The 2,799-nt window shown below is 38.4% G+C and carries 3 protein-coding genes; 2 read left to right on the top strand and 1 reads right to left on the bottom strand.

Annotated elements, in window-relative coordinates:
• Positions 1–273, bottom strand: a 273-nt coding sequence (locus tag PX484_RS07770) for a hypothetical protein (protein ID WP_288103369.1), incomplete at its 3' end; no start/stop codon positions are given.
• Between the two features lie 144 nt (positions 274–417).
• On the opposite strand from PX484_RS07770, the gene PX484_RS07775 reads away from it, so the two are divergent.
• Together PX484_RS07775 and PX484_RS07780 are read left to right on the top strand one after the other, a co-directional pair.
• Positions 418–1,674, top strand: a complete 1,257-nt coding sequence (locus PX484_RS07775) for an AAA-like domain-containing protein (protein WP_287767289.1) — start codon at positions 418–420, stop codon at positions 1,672–1,674.
• Positions 1,675–1,850: 176 nt separating this feature from the next.
• The coding region (locus PX484_RS07780; RefSeq protein ID WP_288103371.1) for an AAA-like domain-containing protein at positions 1,851–2,799 on the top strand (949 nt) is incomplete at its 3' end.

Here is a 2,799-nt window from a genome sequence, read left to right on the forward strand (position 1 = left end):
CCAAGTGGGAGTAAAGATTTTGTAGCTTTCTTCTTCATTGACTTTGATATAGCCTTTGTCCGCTAGTTTTTCTAATTTATCTTGTAAGTTAGCTTCTCCAATTCTATCTGTTTCAATTTCAAAGCTCAAGACAGTGGCAGCATTAACTTTGAGTAAATCAGATAAAAGAGACTTCTCCGCGGAGGTTAAATAATTGTCAGACTTAGCTGAAGTCCCAGAATCACCCTTATAAGTGTCATTGTCTTTGGACTTAGAAGGAAATATGTCAAGCATTCTGTTTTGTGTAGTTTATAAATACACTTCGACCAGTACATCTTGATCCTCAGTCATGACTCTCTGAGTTCATGACTGAGAATGACTGAGATATGTCTGAGTTTTTTGCGATAAAATAGAGATTGCGTCGATTGATGGAAGTTTATGGGGCGATCGCTTAAAGTAAAATCAGAATATATCCCTAGAGTCAAACAAGCAGTTAAACTCAATGGTTACGCAAGTCAACAGGTGCTTGCTGAGGTGTTAGGATTCGGAAGAGCGACTATTAGCCTTTTTCTTAACGGTAAACCGATTAGCAATCTTAATTTTTTTGAAATTTGTCAAAAATTAGGCCTTGATTATCGAGAAATCGCTGACTGGGATGAGTTGGAGGAAACAGCTGCTGCCATGTCTGAGGATGAGGGAGAAAACCGGGCCGCGGATTTTTCCAAGTATATTGAACGTCCTCCAGTGGAACAGCTTTGTCTGGAGACGGTGAGTCAAGCAGGTTCATTATTGCGAATTAAATCAGCCAAGGGGATGGGTAAAACCCTATTAGTCGATAGAATTTTGAGTCAAGTTGACAAAAGAGAGTATAAAACCGTCAGTTTCAGTTTTTTACAAGCAAGTAAAGGAATTCTCAGCGATTTAGACCGATTGCTCTCTTGGTTTGCTTTGATTACTTCCAAGAAATTAGGGTTAGCAGCTCTCTTTCAGGAAAAATGGCAAGAAGGATTAGGACTTTATAGCTGTACTGCCTATTTTGAAGACCATTTGCTCAAAAAGCTGGATAAACCCCTAATTTTAGTTTTAGAGGAGATAGATAGTCTCTTTGCCTATGCAAGCGTTGCCGACGATTTCCTTAGTTTATTTCGTCTTTGGCACGAGGAGGCAAAAAATAATAATACTTGGCAAAAGTTACACTTAATTATCACCTATTCCACAGAAAATTATGTTCCTGCTGGCCTGAATAAATCTCCTTTCAATGTAGGAACAGAAATCCTGTTACCTGATTTTACTCTAGAACAGGTCTTGACTCTAGCCAATAAATATCAGGCTGACTTGGGAGAAGATGAACTGCAAAAAATAATTAATCTTGTCGGGGGACATCCCTATTTAATCCAAAAAGCGATTTATGGGATTAGCCAAAAACAACTGTCTCTAGCAGATTTTTTAGAGACAGCAGCCACGGAAGCGGGGATTTATGGGGATCATTTACGAGGACATTTGCTAAACTTACAAGAACATCCAAACCTAGCAGCAGGAATGAAAAAGGTTGTAGAGTCCTCTTCTCCCGTTGATTTAGGTGCAACAATTAATTGGCAACTTCATAGTTTAGGATTAGTAACCTTTGTGCAGAATGCTGTTCAACCCCGTTATCCACTATACAGCAACTATTTTAGGTATCGCCTATCCTCCTAAAATCCAATATATTGAGTTAAACTGTTGTACATCTAAATCTAATATTCGTTTTCACCTGTTCCCCGTTCCCCCATCGAACCCAGAACTTTAAATGCGGACTAGCTTAGGGACAGATAACCTTTGATTAAATTATTCATCGAACTTAACCAATCAGACAAATTGCTAATTTTAATCCTATGGCGACCAATTTTTATTATGTTGGAGGCAGCGTTCCCCTAGATGCACCTAGTTATATCAAGCGGGAAGCAGATAATATATTTTATAACTATCTAAAAAATGGACAGTATTGCTATGTGTTAAATTCCCGTCAAATGGGAAAATCAAGTTTGTGGGTACAGACACAAAAACGACTGAAAGAGGATAATATTGATTGTGCTATCATTGATTTGAGTGGTCTAGGAAAAAACATCTCCGAAGATATTTGGTATCGAGTATTATTTGAGCAACTGGTTAAACGCTTCAATCTTTCTATTCGGGGAAAAGAGCAAACTTGGTGGGATGAACGAGCCTATAAATCAGCTATTAATCGTCTTGATCAATTTGTTGAGGAAATTCTCTTAAAGGAGGTATCCCGACCTATTGTTATCTGTTTCGATGAAATTGATAGCGTTCTGAGTTTAAATTTTTCCACAGATGATTTCTTTGCTTGGCTGCGTAGCTGTCATGAAGAACGTCCCCATAATAGGGATTACCAACGTCTAACCTTTTGTATGTTGGGGGTAGCGGCAGTTTCTAACTTTATTCGAGATAATAATCGTAGTCCTTTTAATATTGGTCAAGATATTCGATTATCTGGATTTACTATAAAGGATGCCAGAAAACTTGCCGAGGGATTGCAGGACAAAGTTATCGCACCGGAACGGGTTTTAGAGGAGGTTATAGAATGGACAGGTGGACAACCGTTTTTAACTCAAAAAATTTGTCATTTAATCTCCACATCTCGCACTGGATTTGGCAAGGAATCCCCAGCAACCCCGATTAATGTCGGCGATTTTATCCAGTCGCAAGTAATTAGTAACTGGGTATCTCAAGATAGTCCAGAACACCTAAAAACTATTCGGAATCGTTTATTAAATAAGCGTGTCACGGGTAGAAGAATGCTGAAGCTTTACCTAGAAATTTTAA

The sequence above is a fragment of the Microcystis sp. M49636_WE2 genome (assembly GCF_030065375.1).
Taxonomy (GTDB): Bacteria; Cyanobacteriota; Cyanobacteriia; order Cyanobacteriales; family Microcystaceae; genus Microcystis; species Microcystis aeruginosa_C.

Coding starts and splice junctions, on each gene's coding strand:
- PX484_RS07775 (WP_287767289.1), top strand. CDS start 418: ATGGGGCGATCGCTTAAAGTAAAATCAGAATATATCCCTAGAGTCAAA.